Annotated in this window: 16 protein-coding genes; 5 read left to right on the top strand and 11 right to left on the bottom strand. The window is 70.8% G+C overall.

The annotated features are described in order from the left end of the window. The first annotated feature begins 397 nt into the window (after positions 1–397). The gene (gene rcdA / locus ACFSOX_RS21360; protein WP_378479847.1) at positions 398–919 is read left to right on the top strand and encodes a protease adaptor protein RcdA; all 522 of its coding nucleotides are present in this window, start codon (positions 398–400) and stop codon (positions 917–919) included. A gap of 358 nt (positions 920–1277) precedes the next feature. Here the strand turns inward: rcdA and rpmE are convergent, their stop codons facing one another. Then, the gene (gene rpmE / locus ACFSOX_RS21355) at positions 1278–1502 is read right to left on the bottom strand and encodes a 50S ribosomal protein L31 (protein WP_378479846.1); all 225 of its coding nucleotides are present in this window, start codon (positions 1500–1502) and stop codon (positions 1278–1280) included. A 309-nt stretch (positions 1503–1811) separates the two neighbouring features. On the opposite strand from rpmE, the gene ACFSOX_RS21350 reads away from it, so the two are divergent. Further along, positions 1812–3647, top strand: coding sequence for an ABC transporter transmembrane domain-containing protein (locus ACFSOX_RS21350; RefSeq protein WP_378479845.1), 1836 nt, complete (start codon positions 1812–1814; stop codon positions 3645–3647). 133 nt (positions 3648–3780) lie between these two features. On the opposite strand, the gene ACFSOX_RS21345 is transcribed toward ACFSOX_RS21350, so the two are convergent. The 6 genes from ACFSOX_RS21345 to ACFSOX_RS21320 all read right to left on the bottom strand — a co-directional run bounded on the left by ACFSOX_RS21345 (position 3781) and on the right by ACFSOX_RS21320 (position 9802). Beyond that, on the bottom strand, positions 3781–4305 hold the full coding sequence (locus ACFSOX_RS21345) for a GNAT family N-acetyltransferase (protein WP_378479844.1): 525 nt from the start codon (positions 4303–4305) through the stop codon (positions 3781–3783). A gap of 135 nt (positions 4306–4440) precedes the next feature. Continuing rightward, positions 4441–5472, bottom strand: coding sequence for a peptidoglycan -binding protein (locus ACFSOX_RS21340; RefSeq protein WP_378479843.1), 1032 nt, complete (start codon positions 5470–5472; stop codon positions 4441–4443). A 40-nt stretch (positions 5473–5512) separates the two neighbouring features. Further along, positions 5513–6517 (bottom strand): flagellar motor protein MotA, encoded by a 1005-nt coding sequence (locus ACFSOX_RS21335; RefSeq protein ID WP_378479842.1) that lies wholly within the window; start codon positions 6515–6517, stop codon positions 5513–5515. 130 nt (positions 6518–6647) lie between these two features. Continuing rightward, complete coding sequence (locus ACFSOX_RS21330; RefSeq protein ID WP_378479841.1) at positions 6648–7445, bottom strand: inositol monophosphatase family protein; 798 nt, start codon at positions 7443–7445, stop codon at positions 6648–6650. A 227-nt stretch (positions 7446–7672) separates the two neighbouring features. Beyond that, positions 7673–8554, bottom strand: a complete 882-nt coding sequence (locus ACFSOX_RS21325) for an FkbM family methyltransferase (protein ID WP_378479840.1) — start codon at positions 8552–8554, stop codon at positions 7673–7675. A 372-nt stretch (positions 8555–8926) separates the two neighbouring features. Continuing rightward, the gene (locus ACFSOX_RS21320) at positions 8927–9802 is read right to left on the bottom strand and encodes a LysR family transcriptional regulator (protein WP_378479839.1); all 876 of its coding nucleotides are present in this window, start codon (positions 9800–9802) and stop codon (positions 8927–8929) included. A gap of 198 nt (positions 9803–10000) precedes the next feature. Between ACFSOX_RS21320 and ACFSOX_RS21315 the strand changes: the two genes are divergently transcribed. The 3 genes from ACFSOX_RS21315 (at position 10001) to ACFSOX_RS21305 (ending at position 11674) form a co-directional block, all read left to right on the top strand. Then, positions 10001–10396 (top strand): DUF1127 domain-containing protein, encoded by a 396-nt coding sequence (locus ACFSOX_RS21315; RefSeq protein ID WP_378479838.1) that lies wholly within the window; start codon positions 10001–10003, stop codon positions 10394–10396. 278 nt (positions 10397–10674) lie between these two features. After that, a complete protein-coding gene (locus ACFSOX_RS21310) occupies positions 10675–11037 on the top strand; it encodes a hypothetical protein (RefSeq protein WP_378479837.1) in 363 nt (120 codons plus the stop codon). Positions 11038–11185: 148 nt separating this feature from the next. Beyond that, entirely contained in the window at positions 11186–11674 is a 489-nt protein-coding gene (locus ACFSOX_RS21305; protein ID WP_378479836.1) for a DUF992 domain-containing protein, read from the top strand. 113 nt (positions 11675–11787) lie between these two features. Here the strand turns inward: ACFSOX_RS21305 and ACFSOX_RS21300 are convergent, their stop codons facing one another. The 4 genes from ACFSOX_RS21300 to ACFSOX_RS21285 form a co-directional block, all read right to left on the bottom strand. After that, the gene (locus tag ACFSOX_RS21300; protein ID WP_378479835.1) at positions 11788–12210 is read right to left on the bottom strand and encodes a RidA family protein; all 423 of its coding nucleotides are present in this window, start codon (positions 12208–12210) and stop codon (positions 11788–11790) included. Then, a complete protein-coding gene (locus tag ACFSOX_RS21295; protein WP_378479856.1) occupies positions 12200–13282 on the bottom strand; it encodes a DSD1 family PLP-dependent enzyme in 1083 nt (360 codons plus the stop codon). Before ACFSOX_RS21295 ends, ACFSOX_RS21300 begins: the two co-directional genes overlap by 11 nt. A 73-nt stretch (positions 13283–13355) precedes the next feature. Beyond that, complete coding sequence (locus ACFSOX_RS21290; protein ID WP_378479834.1) at positions 13356–14375, bottom strand: tripartite tricarboxylate transporter substrate-binding protein; 1020 nt, start codon at positions 14373–14375, stop codon at positions 13356–13358. Then, positions 14372–14998: an HAD-IA family hydrolase gene (locus ACFSOX_RS21285; protein WP_378479833.1), complete on the bottom strand. Its 627-nt coding sequence runs from the start codon at positions 14996–14998 to the stop codon at positions 14372–14374. Before ACFSOX_RS21285 ends, ACFSOX_RS21290 begins: the two co-directional genes overlap by 4 nt. Between the last annotated feature and the right edge of the window lie 79 nt (positions 14999–15077).

Genomic DNA, 15077 nt, shown 5'->3' with positions numbered 1-15077 from the left:
ACTCGCTACTCGCTACTCGCTACTCGCTACTCGCTACTCGCTACTCGCTACTCGCTACTCGCTGGCCACCCGCTGCGAGGCCGACCCACGCCCGTCGCCTCGGCCGGTAAGAGGTCGTTAAGCTTTCTCGAATATTACTGTTGAAGTCCACCTCGTGGACATCGAGTGGCTCCTGTCCACTCTGTTTGACGCCTCCCTGTTGACACTTCGGGCCGCCTTCGTGGCGGCCCCTTTTTTCGACGGCCGTGGCGGGGCTTGCGCGATCGCGGAGGGGCGCACCGCCCGATTGCGCCGAATTCGCGGAAACTATGTCTCGAAATCTTGCGATTTCGCGGCGCGACGGCGGCTGGACTCCGCCCTCACCCCTCGCCATAGTTCGGGCCCAACAGGGGTGCCCATGTCCGACCATTCGCCCATCATGGCGAGCCCGGTGTCCTTCGGCGCGCGGCTCGCATCCTCCCAGGCCTTCGTGGCGCTGTTCAGCGACGGCATGAAGCTGGTCGAGGAGACGGCCGCCTATCTGGACGGACCCGGCCGCAGCGAGTCGAAGCAGCTCGAGCGGACCGCGGCGCTGTCCTACGCGACCGAGAGCATGCGGCTGACCACACGGCTGATGCAGCTCGCCTCCTGGCTCCTGCTGCACCGTGCCGTCAACGAGGGCGAGATGTCCCTCGACCAGGCCAATCGCGAGAAGACCAAGGTCAAGCTCGGCATCGGCGACCCGGCCGATCCGGAGACCCTGAAGCTCCTGCCCGAGACCCTGGTCGAGCTGATCGACCGTTCGCTCAAGCTGCAGGATCAGGTGCGCCGGCTCGACGCGACCATCCATGCCCCGGTTCCGGAGACGCCGCCGGTCGCCAACCCGCTGGAGCGCCAGCTCGGCCTGCTCAAGGCCGCCTTCGAGCGCGACGGCGAATAGGCCAGGCCGCCGGCTCTTTCACCTCTCCCCGGCGGGGAGAGGTCGACGCGCGGAGCGCGTCGGGTGAGGGGGTGCGTCCCTCACGATCCAACTCATCAGCGCCAGTTCCCCATGATCCCGGCCCTCTTCCTACAGGAGAGGTTTGCAGGATTCGTCATTCCGGGGCGCGGGCAATGCCCGCGAACCCGGAATCCAGCGGCTCGCTCTGTCGTCGGGGCTGGATTCCGGGGCGCGAGCCTTCGGCTCGCGCCCCGGAATGACAGGGTTCGAACCACAAACGCCGAAAGGCCGGGCGGTGGCCCGGCCTGGACGTGTCGATGCTGCGGCGAGGAGACGGGACGGCGCGCGGCCGTCCGGCTCACTTCAGGCCGAGGCCCGAGAACTTCTTCTGGAAGCGCGACACGCGGCCGCCGCGGTCGAGGAGCTGCTGCGAGCCGCCCGTCCACGCCGGATGCGACTTCGGGTCGATGTCGAGCCGCAGCGTGTCGCCGGCCTTGCCCCAGGTGGTGCGGGTCTCGAATTCGGAACCGTCGGTCATGACGACCTTGACGGTATGATACGCGGGGTGAATGTCGGCCTTCATCGCTCGGTCCCAAAATCTCGATCTGTCGGAAGTTGCGGGGTCTATAGCTCAGCGGCCTCGGCGAGACAAGTCGGGGAGCACCCCGCCTGCCCCCGCCGCGTGCCGGGCGCCCGCGCCGCGAGGGGCCGACACAAACCACGGTCGCGGAAAAAGGCGGCATCCGGGCTTTTGCGCGCATTGTCAGGGGTGCCGGCGCGAGTCATTGTCCGGCCGCGCGCGAGCCGGCGGCACCGCCCGGTGCGGGATCGCGCGACGCGTTGCTGCTTCCATCGATTTTTCCAGTCGTGTCGACGTCGAGCGGGATGTCCCATGAATCTTGACAGCGGCGGACGCGGGCTCGGGTCGAGCGCGTCCCGGATCGGCCAGGCGCCGGAGGACAACCGGCGCAACATCAGGCCGCTGCTCGCGGTTGTGCCCTATGTGATGCGCTACAAGGGCCGCGCGCTCGCCGCCCTGGTCGCCCTGGTGGTCGCCTCGCTGGCGACGCTGGTGCTGCCCGTGGCGGTGCGCCGGATGATCGATTTCGGCTTCACCGAGCAGTATGCCGGGCTGATCCACCAGTACTTCTCGGTGCTGATCCTGGTCGCCGCCGTGCTGGCCGGGGCGAGCGCGCTGCGCTACTACCTCGTCACCACGCTGGGCGAGCGCATCGTCGCCGACCTGCGCACCCGCGTGTTCGACCATCTCACCGGGCTCTCCGCCTCGTTCTTCGATTCGTCGAAGAGCGGCGAATTGGTGTCGCGCCTCTCCGCCGACACCACCCAGCTCAAGTCGGCGGTCGGCGCCTCGGTGTCGATCACGTTGCGCAACCTGATGCTGTTCATGGGCTCCACCCTGATGATGGTGGTGACGAGCCCGCGCCTGTCGCTGTTCGTGCTGATCGTGATCCCGATCATCGTGCTGCCGCTGGTCGCCTTCGGGCGGGTGGTGCGGCGGCGTTCGCGCGAGGCGCAGGACACGCTCGCCGAGGCGTCGAGCTACGCGGCCGAGCTGATCGGGGCGATCCGCACCCTGCAGGCCTTCACCAACGAGCGGATGGCCAAGACCCGCTTCGCCGGCGCGGTGACGCGCGCCTGCGACGCCGCCTTCGCCTCGACCATGGCGCGCGCCTGGCTCACCGGGATCGCGATCTTCCTGGTGTTCGCCTGCGTCGTCGTGATCCTCTGGGTCGGCGCCCAGGACGTCTACGAGCAGCGCATCACGGCGGGCCGGCTCAGCCAGTTCGTCATCTACGCCGTGTTCGCGGCCGGCGCGCTCGGCGAGCTGTCGCAGGTGTGGGGCGAGATCTCGCAGGCGGCCGGCGCCGCCGAGCGGCTCAACGAGCTCTTGGCGATCGAGCCCGAGATCAAGAGTCCCGCGACCCCCGTGCCGCTGCCGACACCGGCGCGCGGCGACGTCGCGTTCGAAGAGGTGCGCTTCTCCTATCCGACCCGCAAGGACGCGACCGCGCTCGACGACGTGACGTTCCGGGTGCGGCCGGGCGAGAAGGTGGCGATCGTCGGCCCCTCGGGGGCCGGCAAGAGCACCGTCTTCCACCTGCTGCTGCGCTTCTACGATCCGCAGGCCGGCGCCGTGACGATCGACGGCGTGCGGCTCGCCGACGCCGATCCGCGCGACATCCGCTCGCGCATCGCGCTGGTGCCGCAGGACGCCGCCGTGTTCGCCGCCTCGATCGCCGAGAACATCCGGTTCGGCCGGCCCGGCGCGTCGGACGCCGACGTCGCCCGCGCGGCCGAGCTCGCCGCGGCGTCCGAGTTCATCGGCCGGCTGCCGCAGGGCATGCAGACGCAGATCGGCGAGCGCGGCGTGCTGCTCTCCGGCGGCGAGCGCCAGCGCCTCGCCATCGCCCGCGCCATCCTGCGCGAGGCGCCGCTCCTCCTGCTCGACGAGGCGACCTCCTCGCTCGACGCCGAGAACGAGACGCTGGTGAAGACCGCGCTCGGCCGCCTGATGGAGGGCCGCACCACGCTGGTGATCGCGCACCGCCTCGCGACGGTGCTGTCCTGCGACCGAATTCTCGTCATGGACCAGGGCCGCATCGTCGAGCAGGGCACGCACGACAGCCTGGTCGCCCAGGGCGGTCTCTACGCCCGCCTCGCCCGGCTGCAGTTCGAGACCACCCCGGAGCCCGTGCCGGTGGTGTGAGCGAACCGATCGGATCGCGGTTGCCGCGGACATAGTCCGGGTCGAGCGGAGCGAAACCCGGGGTTCTCTCCGCGAGGCGTGAACGAGCCCCGGATTTCGCTTCGCTCCATCCAGGCTACGGGTGCCTGTACGCCTACGGCCGCCAGATCATCATGAAGACGGGCGATTGGGATTGCGGGTTGACGTCCTCGCCGCCGATGGAGAAGCCCTGCTTCTCGTAGAACCGGATCGCCCGGTAGTTGTCCTTGTTGACGTGCAGCGCGATGCCGGTCGGGGCGACCGCCTTGGCGGCGTCGAGCAGCGCGGTCGCGACCGGCGTGCCCCACGCCTCGGGGGCGACCACGATCTGGTCGAGATAGCCGGTCTCGTCGATGGTGACGAAGCCGAGCATCTCGGCGCCTCCCGCGCCAGTGCCGGTGCCGTCAGGACGGGCGACCTCGGCCACCACGACGGACGCCATCGGCACCAGCTCGGTGCGCCAGCGCTCGCGCCACCAGGCGACGCGGGCGGCGAAGTCGTGGCGCGGATAGGCGGTCTGCCAGGTGCGCTGCCACAGGGCGATGACGGCGTCCTCGTCGTCGCGCTCGTAGGGCCGGATCACAGGGGCGGCGGCGACCGGCGGGGCTGCGGTCGCGGATGTCGGGGCGATCGTCGTCATGCGGCCCTTATACCAGCGCGATCCTGAACCGACTCTTCCGGGATACCCCTACGTCCGGTGGCATTACCGCCCGTACTCGCGGTTTCGACCCGCGCCGGGTGCATGGCGGCGACGACGTGATCGTCACCGCCGGCGTCACCGCTCGGTCAACTTCAGCTCGAGCCTTCGGTTGCGCTGGAACGCCTCCTCGGTGCGGTCGGGGTCGAGCGGCTGGTACTCGCCGAAGCCGGCGGCGACGAGGCGCTGCGGCGGCACGCCCTTGCCGACCAGGTACTGCACGACCGAAATGGCGCGCGACGCCGACAGCGCCCAGTTGCTGGGGAACTGGGGGCTGGCGATCGGCCGGATGTCGGTGTGGCCGTCGACCCGCAGCACCCACGGAATCTCCGGCGGAATCTGCTTCTCCAGCTCGATCAGCGCGCCGGCGAGCTTGTCGAGCTCGATGCGGCCCTCCGGCCGCAGCGCCGCCTGGCCGGTGTCGAAGAACACCTCGGCCTGGAAGACGAACCGGTCGCCGACGATGCGCACGTCCGGCCGGTTGCCGATGATGGCGCGCAGCCGGCCGAAGAAGTCCGAGCGGTAGCGCGACAGCTCCTGGACGCGCTGGGCCAGCGCGACGTTGAGGCGCTGGCCGAGATCGGCGATGCGCGACTGGGCGTCCTTGTCCTTCTTGTCGGAGGCGTCGAGCGCGCTTTCCAGTGCGCCGAGCTGGCGGCGCAACGCGGCGATCTGCTGGTTGAGCAGCTCGACCTGGGCGAGCGCCCGGGCGGTCGCCCGCTTCTCCGAATCGAGCGCCGAGCCGAGCTCGGCGATGCGGCCCTGGGCAGTGCCGAGCTCCGACGCGGTGCCGGCCCCGGCCGCGCCGGCACGCAGCCGGTCGCGCTCGCCCTCGGCGACGGCGAGGCTCGCCGAGAGCCGCGCCACCTCGTCCTCGAGGCTGGTCTTGCCGGTCTTCTCCAGCGCCAGGAGGTCAGTGAGCTGGCTGATCTGCGCGGTCAGGCGCTGCAGCGCCGTGTCCTTGCCGGCGACCTCCTGGGACAGGAAGAACTGCACGACGACGAACACGGTGAGCAGGAAGATCACCCCGAGCAGCAGAGTCGAGAGCGCATCGACGAAGCCGGGCCAGTAGTCGACGCCGCGGTCGCGACGGAAGCGGGACAGAGCCATCAGCGCGTCCTCTGGTCAGCCGTTCGCGTCGGTCATGAGGTCACGTCTTCTCGGCGTGGCGGCGGGCCAGAACCGCGAGCACACGCTGCAGCTCGGCCTGCTGCTCGGCCTGCGCCTCGACCCATTCGCGGATGATCTGCTGCTCCTCGCGCATGTGCTGGACGAGGCCCTGGATGCCCTCGGCGAGATTGGCCATCGCGTGGGTCGCCGCCTTGTTGGCGCCGGCTTCGGCGATGGCGTCCTGCAGCCGATCGAGCGCCGCCCGCATCTCGTTGCCGATCGCGACCGGCGCGGCGGCCGCCGTGGCCGGGACAGCAGCGCCCAGCTCGCGCACCGAGGTCGACAGCCAGTCCTCCACCTCGGTGTAGAAGCGGTTCTGCGCCTGGCTCGCCTGCAGATCGAGGAAGCCGAGCACCAGCGAGCCGGCGAGACCGAACAGCGACGACGAGAACGAGATGCCCATGCCGCCGAGCGGCGCCGCGAGGCCCTCCTTGAGGGCGTCCAGCATGGCGGCGGCGTCGCCGCCGACCTTGAGCCCGTCGATCACCCGGCCGACCGAGCCGACCGTCTCGATCAGGCCCCAGAAGGTGCCGAGCAGGCCGAGAAAGACGAGGAGCCCGGTCATGTAGCGGGCCGTGTCGCGCGCCTCGTCGAGCCGCATGGCGATCGAGTCGAGGATCGAGCGCAACAGCGGCGCCGAGATCGCCATGGCGCCCATGCGGTCGCCCAGGATCGCCGCCATGGGGGCGAGCAGCGAGGGCGGCCGCTCGACCCGCAGGCCCGGATCGGCGAGCCGGAAGCCGTTCACCCAGGCGACCTCGGGGAACAGCCGCACGACCTGCCGGAAGGCCAGCACGACGCCGATCAGCAGCACCCCGACGATCAGCCCGTTGAGGCCCGGATTGGCCAGGAACGCGATCCAGATCTGGCGGTGCAGGACGACCACCAACAAGGCCCCGAGCACCAGGAACACCAGCATCCGGAACAGATAGATGCGGGGCGATGACACCTTGAACGGGTCGATCTCGCGCTCGGGCTTGGCCATGGGTGATTCCGCCGCTTGGTTCGATCCCAATATGGCACAGCCGCGCGGCGAATTTAACGCGCCGCGCAAGAGCGGTCCCCCGTTTCGGAGGGATTATGCGCGGACGGCGTACCGGCCCGGACGGTCCGGCTCACGGCCGGTTGGCGGCCTTGAGGAGCGCCAGAATCTCCCGGTGCATGGTCTCGTTGCCGCAGACGATGCTCCGGCGCGCCAGCATCTGGTCGCCGCCGTCGCAGTCGCCGACATAGCCGCCCGCCTCGCGCACCATCAGGATGCCGGCCGCCATGTCCCAGGGCGACAGGTTGCGCTCCCAGAAGGCGTCGAAGCGGCCCGCCGCCACCCAGGCGAGGTCGAGCGAGGCGGCGCCGAAGCGGCGCAGGCCGGCGACCTTCTCCTGCACCTGCTCGAACTCTTTCCGGAACTGGCCGAGCTCGCCGCGGCCGAGATGCGGCAGGCCGCAGCAGATCACCGCGTCGGCGAGGCGCTGGCGGCCGGCGACCCGGATGCGCTGGTCGTTGAGGAAGGCGCCCTTGCCGCGCTCCGCCATGAACAGCTCCTCGTTGGCCGGGTTGTAGATCACCCCGGCCACGATGGTGTCCTCGCGCTGGAGCGCGATCGAGATCGCGAACTGCGGAATGCCGTGCAGGAAGTTGGTGGTGCCGTCGAGCGGGTCGACGATCCAGGTGTGGCTGCGGTCGCTGCCCTCCTGCAGGCCCCCCTCCTCGCCGAGAAACCCATAGCCGGGGCGCGCCTTCTCCAGCTCGGCGCGCAGCGTCTCCTCGGCCTTGCGGTCGGCCGCGGTGACGAAATTGGCCGGCCCCTTGAGGGAGACCTGCAGGTGCTCGACCTCGCCGAAGTCGCGCTTGAGGGCGCGGCCGGCCTTGCGGGCGGCGGCCACCATGACGTTGAGCAGTGCGGAGCGGAGCATGTTTCGCCATTCGCGTCATGGCCGGGCTCGTCCCGGCCATCCACGCCATCGTTCGGTTCAGGGGTCGTCGGAGGATGCCCGCGACGAGCCCGGGCACCACGCGAAATTCGTGCGCCGCGGTCTTACACGGTGCGGGGGCGGCGATCCACCCTGGGGGCCGGCACCGGTATAGGATATTAATCCAATACCCATCGGCCAGGGAGACCGCCGGTCGCGTCGGTCTCCGCTCAGCCGGCCGGGGCGGCGGCGATCGCACCGGCCCGGACGATCGCGACATAGCGGTCCCGCGCATCGGCGGCGAGACGACCACGGGCGACCAGGTGATGGATGCAGTTCATCGCCAGGTCGAACGAGCCGTAGACATGGTGCGCGACGAGCGCCAAGTGCGCGAGCTGCTCGTCGTCCATCGCGTCGGGCGCCGTGAAGTCGCGCACATAGACGAGATCGGCCTCCACCACCTGGTTGAAAGCGTCGTAGGGCGAGGCCCCCATCATCGGGCCGATCATCCGCTTCTTGATCGCCGCGAAGCCGTGCGGGACGAAGCCGGACTTGCGCAGCTCGACGTCGATCTCGCCGAAGCCGGGCTGCTTCTTGTAGAGCGTGACGAACGACACCTCGGTGTGGATCGCCACCGCCTTGGCGAGACGCCGGCGTCCGTTCCGGAAAATCTCCAGCTCGGATCCCTGGACGTCGATCTTGAGCAGATCGAGGTGGTCGATCTCGGCGACGTCGTCGAGCCGTCGCGTCTCGACGGTGCGCTCCTCCACGACTCTCCCGAACTCGACGAAGAGGGGAAAATGCGACAGCGCCGTCCGGTCGGGCTCGAGCAGGCTGGTCATGCCGGGAGCATGACAGATCCGCAGCGTCGCCCGCCGACCGCTCCCCAGGGCATAGGGCAGATAGAACTCGCGATCGGTCTTGACGGCGTTCAGGCGCGCCAGCGCGTCGGGCTGCGGCTCGAAACCCACGACGGTGCAGAGCCCGAGATCGAGCATCCGCTTGTACGGCGGATCGCCGTCGATCGGATTGGCTCCGACATCGACGATACGGGTCGGACGCTTCGGCGCGAGGAGATCGAACAGCGGATCCCGGCGGAGAGGGGCGTTCATCGACCTGGGCTCACCTGTCTCGAACGGCAGGGCTCGACCGCGCCTCGCGTGGACCGAGCGGCCGGCGGATGCGGACGAGCGAGCGAGTGCTCGCGTCTTACACGTTGGCGCTGCGGCGATCCACCCTTCGGCCGCGGTCGCATCGACCCCACGGTCACCGGGCGGCGTCAGGGGACCACGCGGAGAGGGTGGCCGATGCGGACGTTCGTCGCCTCTGGGCTCGCCTCGAATGTCGTCCCGAGCGTCTCGGCCGCGGCGGGATCATCCCGCGCGGTCGGTCGTCCCGGGGCGCTGCGAAGCAGGGAGCCCTTCGGGCTCGCGCCCAGGGATGACCATCGGAGAGAGCCGGGCGACCGAGCAGTAACGCCGCCCTCACTCCGCCGCGGCGGCGGAGAGATTGTCGAGCGAGGAGACGATGTGGCCGGCGAGCGCGTCGGCCAGCGCCGAGCGCTCGTGCGGATTGCGCAGCAGGCCGATCTGGCAGGGCGGCAGCGCCGGGAAGCCGTCGGCCGGGGTGAGCACCCGCATGCCTGGCCGCAGCCCCGAGGTCGCCGACACCGAGACGGCGAGCCCGGCCAGCACGGCGGCCGAGATGGCGCCGGCATTGCCGCTGGAGAACAGGAGCCGATGGCTGCGGCCGATCCGGTCGAGGCTCTCGATCGCGCTGTGGCGCCACTTGCACGACGAGCGCCCGAGCGCCAGCGGCAGCGGCTGGTCGAGATGGATGGCGTGGCGGCTCGACGTCACCCACAGGAGCTGCTCCTGACGGAACACCTCGACGGCGCGCGTCGTCTCGCAGCTCGTCACGATGGCGATGTCGAGGTCGCCCCCGTCGATGCGCAGCACGAGATCGACCGAGGGCTCGCACACCACGGTCAGCTCGACGCCCGGATAGACCCGCGAGAAGCGCGCCATGATCTCGGGCAAGTAACGGTCGGCGTAGTCGTCCGGCACGCCGAGCCGCACCCGGCCGGTCAGCTCCTCGTCGCCGAAGGCCGACACCGCCTCGACGTTGAGCTTGACGATGCGCCGCGCGTAATCGAGCAGCCGCTCGCCGTCCTCGGTGAGCTTCGACTGGCGACCGTCGCGGACGAACAGCGGCCGGGCGATGCGCTCCTCCAGCCGCTTCATCTGCATCGATACGGCCGACTGCGTCTTGTGGACGATCTCGGCGGCGCGCGTGAACGAGCCGGTCTCGGCGATGGCCACGAAGGTGCGGAGCTGGTCGACGTCGAGCAGGGTCGTCATGGCGTGCTCCTCCCCGACAGCGTGCGGCCCATTCGGGTGCATCCATCAGCCGGGCTGATGGCGCAGATTAAAAACATTCGTTTTCGTCATCAATCCAGGAGTGGCATTCTCCGCCCCTCGGCAATCGCGCGGGTTTTCGGGTGGCGTCCTCGGAGGTGGGCGTCGACGATGCCGCGCCGCCACCAACAGGAGGTCGCCATGACGGCGCTGACGTACATCCGCACCCTTCCCCTGCCCGGCCTGCGTGGCGTGCGGGCGATCGCCACGGCGATCGGAACGGTGGCGATGCGCGCCCGCCGTCTCGCCGAGGCCGTGAAACATCGTCGCGAGGCCGCGATGCTGGCCGGGTTCAACGACCGCATGCTGTCCGACATCGGGCTGACCCGCAGCGACGTCGCCGACGCCTATTCCGAGCCGCTGTGGCGCGACCCGACCGCGCTGCTGGCGCGCCGCGCCGGCGAGCGCCAGACGGCGCGGCGGCGGCCCGGCGGCCGGCTGCGGCGCCTGCTCTCGGCGCCGTCGCTGGTGCCGACGGACGACGGCGACGGCACGGGCGTAAAAGACCGCGCGCGTCGAGCGGCCCGGTCCGCCTGATCGAAGATCCGCTGGCTCACTTAGGGGTCGTTCCGGGGCGGCGCACTCGGGTCGGCGCCTCGCGCCGCCCGAGCGCGCCGCTCCCGAATCCAGCCGCGCTTTCGGAATTTGTCGCCGGATGCCGGGTTCGCGGCTTCGCCGCGCCCCGGAACGACAGCGAGCAGGGCCGCCCGGTCTGTGACGGTGCGCACGGTCGACATGCGGTAACTCGCTCCTTATCCTCCATCACGGTCGACACCATTCCGCTCGGCCCCCCCCCGCATGGAGAGACCCCAGAAATGCGACGCACCCTCGCCGCGATCGTGATCGCGGGCGCCCTCGTCTCGCCCGCCGCCGCCGAAACCCTGATGCTGGCCAAGAGCTATTCCGTCTCCGGCACCAATCCGGACGGCTCGTCCTATTCGGGCACGCTCGCCCTGCAGGTGATCTCCGACACCACCTACACGGTGCGCTGGTCGATCGGCGGCGAGACCTACACGGGCTTCGGCATGCGGATGAACGACTATCTGGCCGCCACCTACACGATGGACGGCAAGCCGGGCCTGGTCATGTACAAGGTCGAGGACGGCGGCGTGCTGCGCGGCCTGTGGTCGGTGCGGGGCCAGAACGGCTCCGGCACCGAGACCCTGACGCCGCGCTGAGGCCCCCGCCGCCGGCCGGCGCACTCACGTTTCTCATACTTCGCTTTTTCGCTCGCGCGACCGTTCGCCCGCTCCGCACGGCGATTGCCGTGCCGGGCGGGCTCGCTGTATCAAGGCACCCGCCAATTCCGGCTGGAGGGGATATTCCATGCGCAAGACCTGCTCGACCCTGGCGGCACTCGCCACCATCGCGGTGCTCGCCGCGCCGGCTTCGGCCCAGGCGCCCGGGTCGTCCTGGACCCAGGTCGGCATGCTCGACTGCCGGGTCGACCCGAGCATCGGCTTCATCATCGCCGGCCACCAGTCGATGACCTGCCGCTTCTCGCAGAACGCCCCGATCCCGCCGCAGACCTATCAGGGCGCCATCAACACGGTCGGCGTCAATATCGGCGTCTCGGCCGGCGGCCGCCTCGCCTGGGGCGTGTTCGCGCCGACCACCGGCGTGCCGGCCGGCGCGCTCGCCGGCGAGTATGTCGGCGCCAGCGCCGACGCCGCGCTCGGCCTCGGGGTCGGCGCCAACGTGCTGATCGGCGGCTCGAACCGCACCGTCGCGCTGCAGCCGCTGTCGCTCGAAGGCTCCGTCGCCTTCAACGTCACGCTCGGCCTCTCGGCCCTCAAGCTGCGCTACGTGAACTGATCAGGGCCTTCGGCCGATCGCAGCCGGCCGGGCCGACCGCCCCGCCTTATGGGACGCAGCCGGCCGGGCTCGGCGCCCGGCCGTGCGGCCCGCTGCGGCGCCCGCCGCGCCCGTCAGCCCAACGCGGTCGCCTCGACCTCGATCAGGACGCCGTGGTGGAGCTGCGGCACCGGGACGACGGCGCGGGCCGGCCGCGCCGCCCCGGCCCAGGCGGCGTAGAGCGCGTCGAAGGCGGGCCAGTGGGCGATGTCGGTGACGTAGACCCGAACCTGCACGAGCCGGTCGACGCCGCTGCCGGCGGCCGCGAGCGCCGCCGCGACATTGGCGAGCACCTGCGTCGCCTGGGCCGGGAACGGCGCATCGGCGAGCACCCGGCCGTCCGGCGCGATCGGAAGCTGGCCGGCGACGAAGACGAAGCCGTCGGCCCGAATCGCATGGGCGTAGTGCCCGCCGGGCCGCGCCATCCCGTCCGGCGCGACGGCGAGGACGTCACCGCCCGCGCCCTGCGCGGTGTCGCGCGACCTCTCACCAGCCATGGAAGCGGCGCCAGACCTGCGTCGTGCCGTCGGCGTCGAGCACGTGGTAGGCGTCGAACTGGGTCGCCGTCGCGCAGGCGTGATTGGGCAGGATGCGCAGCCGCGTTCCGACCGGGACGCGCCGCACGATGTCGGGATCGGCCGTGCCGTCGCGGCGCGCGACGATGCCGTGCTCCTGATTGGCGCCGCTGACGATCAGGTCGTCGAGCAGCGTGCCGGCGACGTCGCAGACCGCGCCGTAGCCGTAGTCGCGCTGCTGCGCCTGGGTGCCGCGATCGCGGCTCATCGCCATCCAGCCGGCGTCCGTGATGGCCCAGCCCTTGTCGGCCTGGTGGCCGATCACGGTCGCGAGCACCGACAGCGCGACGTCCTGCGGCGTGCACACGCCGACATTCGCCATCACCAGATCGAAGAACACGTAGACGCCGGCCCGCACCTCGGTGACGCCGTCGAGCTTTTCGGCCGACAGCGCCGTCGGGGTCGAGCCGACGCTGACCACCGGGCACGGCAGCCCGGCCGCGCGCAGCCGCGTCGCCGCCCGCACGCAGCCGGCGCGCTCCTGCTCGGCCATCGCCTGCAGGGCCTCCGGCGTGCTCAGGCCGTAGGAGCTGCCGGCATGCGTCAGCACGCCGGCGAGGATCGCGCCGCCTTGCTGGAGAATTTCGCCGATCGCGATCAGCAGGTCGTCGTCGGGCCGCACGCCGGAGCGGTGGCCGTCGGTGTCGACCTCGATCATCACGTCGAAGGCATGCGCTTCGCTGCGGCCCTTGTCGACCACGGCGCGGGCGCTCTCGCGCGAGTCGACCAGGATCGTCAGACGACAGCCGGCGCGGCGCAGCGCCAGAACGCGGTCGAGCCTTTGCGGCGCGATCCCGACCGCATAGGTGATGTCGTCGAAGCCGGCGGCGAAGAACGCCTCGGCCTCCTTCAGGGTCGAGACCGTGATGCCGAGGGCGCCGGCGTCACGCTGCAGCCGCCCGACCTCGATGCATTTCGAGGTCTTCACGTGCGGGCGCAGCGTCGCGCCGAGCGCGCCGACGCGGGACTGCATCAGCGCGATGTTGCGCATCATCACGGCGCGGTCGAGCACCGCGGCAGGCGTATCGATGGTGTCGAGCGTCACGTCGTCCTCGAGTCCGATGTCCTCAATCCAGCGAGGCGCCGAGCGCCTTCAGGGCCGGCACGTCGCGTGCCACGCCGTCGACGATCAGCTTCGACACGGCCGCCGGCGCGAGATCGTCGCCTTGCGGCAGGTCGACGCCGACCGCCTGCATCTTCGCGCGCAACGCCGGGTCGGTCAGGGTGTCGCGCAGCGCCGCGTTCAGCCGCGCCGCGACGGCGGGCGGCGTGCCCTTCGGCGCGAAGATCGCGCTCCACGAGCGGAAGCTCACCTGCGGATAGCCGGCCTGCGCGACGGTCTGCAGGCCGGGCAGCTGCGGAACCGAGTCGTCGCTCAGCACGGCGACGGCCTTGACCTTTCCGGCCGTGACCTGGGCGAGCGCGGTCGTCGGCTGGTCGCACATGAAGTCGATATGGCCGCCGACGAGATCGTTCATGGCCGGCGCGATGCCACGATACGGCACATGGGTGGCGGGCTCCTTCATGGCGGCGAGCAGGATCACGCAGGCGAAGTGCGAGATCGAGCCGATGCCGGCGCTGCCGTAGGTCGTCTTGCCACCCTTGGCCGCGATCCGGGCCTTGAGGCTTTCGAGATCGGAGACGCCGAGTGCGGGATTGACGACGACCAGCATGGGCGCCGTGCCGGCGAGGCCGATCGGCACGAAGCTCGTCGCCGGATCGTAGGGCAGCGTCTTGTAGAGCGCCACGTTGGCGATGTGGGTGCCGATGGTGCCGAAGCCGAGCGTGTAGCCGTCCGCCGGGGCCGCCGCGACCTTGCCGAGCCCGATGGTCCCGCCGGCGCCGGCGATGTTCTCGACCACCACGGTGCCTTTCAGGGTCTCGGCGAGCCCGTGGGCGACGGCGCGGGCGAGCGCGTCGCTCGGCCCCCCGGCCGGGAACGGCACCACGAGTGTGATGGGCCGGGTCGGGAACACCGTATCCTTGCTCGCCTCCTGAGTCGCCGCCGGCAGCGACGCGGCGGCGATCGCGGCGCCGAGCAGAAGGGTTGCCGCGCGGCGGCGGGTCGGACGGTCGGTGCTCATCATCGGGGGTGCTCCAGCCAGGACACGAGACCATCGAGCGTCGGCTGCTCGACGTCGGGGGATGGCGCACCGTCCGGCCGGGCGAGGCCGATGCGGTTGTGCCAGTAGGTCCGCAACCCCACGGCCGCGGTGCCGAACAGGTCGTAGCCGGAGCCGGCCACGAAGGCCGCCTCGGAGGGCGCGACGCCGAGCCGGTCGAGCGCCATCCGGTAGGGCCGCGGGTCGGGCTTGTAGACGCCGGCCTCCTCGGCCGTGACGATGCAGTCCCAGGCGACGGCGAGCCTCGCCGCGGCGAGGCGGCCGAGCCGGACCGAGCAGTTGGTGACGACGGCGAGCTTGGTGCGGCCGGCGAGCGCGTCGAGCGCCGCCTGGGCGCCGCTCCACACCGGCAGCTCCAGCCAGCGCGCCTCGAGCGCGGCCGGCGCGGAGGCCGGCAGCCCGACCGCGGCGGCCGCCTCCTGCACCAGCGTGTCGTAGTCCACATAGGTGCCGCAGCCATAGGTGCGGCGCAGATAGTCGGCCCGCCAGGCGCGGCCGGCGGCCTCGGACCCGGCGGCCGCGTTCCACACGGTCCAAGAGTCGAGAAGGGCGGTGAGAAGATCGAACAGGACGGCTTTGGGCAGCACGGCGGTCACTCGGCTGGGACGGGACACGCTCGGATGCTAGCGCGGCGAAGACGGTTTGTGTTTAAATCAGGTGAAAGGT

This window comes from Rhodoplanes azumiensis, from assembly GCF_042682915.1.
In the GTDB taxonomy this organism is placed as follows: Bacteria; Pseudomonadota; Alphaproteobacteria; order Rhizobiales; family Xanthobacteraceae; genus Rhodoplanes; species Rhodoplanes azumiensis.
Note: the sequence above shows the minus strand (reverse complement) of the source record. Positions and strands in the feature narration are given on the sequence as shown.

Excerpts from the sequence above, each read along its gene's own strand:
- rcdA (WP_378479847.1), top strand. The coding sequence starts at position 398 with ATGTCCGACCATTCGCCCATCATGGCGAGCCCGGTGTCCTTCGGCGCG.
- ACFSOX_RS21295 (WP_378479856.1), bottom strand. The coding sequence starts at position 13,282 with ATGATGCGCAACATCGCGCTGATGCAGTCCCGCGTCGGCGCGCTCGGC.
- ACFSOX_RS21340 (WP_378479843.1), bottom strand. The coding sequence starts at position 5,472 with ATGGCTCTGTCCCGCTTCCGTCGCGACCGCGGCGTCGACTACTGGCCC.
- ACFSOX_RS21315 (WP_378479838.1), top strand. The coding sequence starts at position 10,001 with ATGACGGCGCTGACGTACATCCGCACCCTTCCCCTGCCCGGCCTGCGT.
- ACFSOX_RS21310 (WP_378479837.1), top strand. The coding sequence starts at position 10,675 with ATGCGACGCACCCTCGCCGCGATCGTGATCGCGGGCGCCCTCGTCTCG.
- ACFSOX_RS21325 (WP_378479840.1), bottom strand. The coding sequence starts at position 8,554 with ATGAACGCCCCTCTCCGCCGGGATCCGCTGTTCGATCTCCTCGCGCCG.
- rpmE (WP_378479846.1), bottom strand. The coding sequence starts at position 1,502 with ATGAAGGCCGACATTCACCCCGCGTATCATACCGTCAAGGTCGTCATG.
- ACFSOX_RS21350 (WP_378479845.1), top strand. The coding sequence starts at position 1,812 with ATGAATCTTGACAGCGGCGGACGCGGGCTCGGGTCGAGCGCGTCCCGG.
- ACFSOX_RS21320 (WP_378479839.1), bottom strand. The coding sequence starts at position 9,802 with ATGACGACCCTGCTCGACGTCGACCAGCTCCGCACCTTCGTGGCCATC.
- ACFSOX_RS21335 (WP_378479842.1), bottom strand. The coding sequence starts at position 6,517 with ATGGCCAAGCCCGAGCGCGAGATCGACCCGTTCAAGGTGTCATCGCCC.
- ACFSOX_RS21345 (WP_378479844.1), bottom strand. The coding sequence starts at position 4,305 with ATGACGACGATCGCCCCGACATCCGCGACCGCAGCCCCGCCGGTCGCC.
- ACFSOX_RS21300 (WP_378479835.1), bottom strand. The coding sequence starts at position 12,210 with ATGGCTGGTGAGAGGTCGCGCGACACCGCGCAGGGCGCGGGCGGTGAC.
- ACFSOX_RS21305 (WP_378479836.1), top strand. The coding sequence starts at position 11,186 with ATGCGCAAGACCTGCTCGACCCTGGCGGCACTCGCCACCATCGCGGTG.
- ACFSOX_RS21330 (WP_378479841.1), bottom strand. The coding sequence starts at position 7,445 with ATGCTCCGCTCCGCACTGCTCAACGTCATGGTGGCCGCCGCCCGCAAG.
- ACFSOX_RS21290 (WP_378479834.1), bottom strand. The coding sequence starts at position 14,375 with ATGATGAGCACCGACCGTCCGACCCGCCGCCGCGCGGCAACCCTTCTG.